We start from the raw sequence: 653 nt of genomic DNA, 5'->3' as shown, positions 1-653 counted from the left end.
AACACATTATGGGTATATCTATTATTTCTCAATATTATTAATTAATAGACCTTGCTAATTAGTGAGGTCTTTTTTGTGGGTGATATTAATCAAATAAATGAAAAGGCATTTAAATATAAAAGGAGAGCAGTAATGAGTGATATCCAAACTGTTTTGACGCGTTGGGGTGTATGGGCTAGGGATAACTCTCATCTGGATTATCCTCATATCGCTAGCGGGTTTAAGGGATTGGTGACGAGCAATAGACAGGTAGAGTCATGTTGCGATAATGATGGATTAGCCATTGATAAAACAATAGGAAATTTACAGCGGGCCTCGCGAGAAAAAGAACTGGAGCTTATCCTTCGACATTATGTGTATGGGCAATCTAAAGCCTCTATTGCCCGATTGAAAAAATGTAATGAACGGGAGATTCGACGTCAATTACAAGTTGCTGAAAGTTTTATTGAAGGATGCATAATGCAATTGGGCATTTCACTGGAAATGCAGGTGGAGTGATTTTTTATAAACATAATAAGCTTTAATAGAATAGAGCAATCAAGAATAGATCTTATTATCGGTAATTAGACTTGAATCAGACGTGGAATAGGGCGGGGCAAGGCATATGACTGGTTGTGGTAATTAGAAACCAGAATATAAACTGTCTCTGCGAC

1 protein-coding gene is annotated in these 653 nt (G+C 37.1%); it reads left to right on the top strand.

Going from position 1 to position 653, the window contains the following annotated elements; genetic code table 11:
* Nucleotides 1-132 precede the first annotated feature (132 nt).
* Nucleotides 133-498, top strand: coding sequence for an antiterminator Q family protein (locus V1952_RS22370; protein WP_083161860.1), 366 nt, complete (start codon nt 133-135; stop codon nt 496-498).
* The last annotated feature ends 155 nt before the right edge of the window (nt 499-653 follow it).

It is taken from the genome of Yersinia sp. 2542 StPb PI, assembly GCF_048593855.1.
GTDB lineage: Bacteria > Pseudomonadota > Gammaproteobacteria > Enterobacterales > Enterobacteriaceae > Yersinia > Yersinia enterocolitica_E.
Note: the sequence above shows the minus strand (reverse complement) of the source record. Positions and strands in the feature narration are given on the sequence as shown.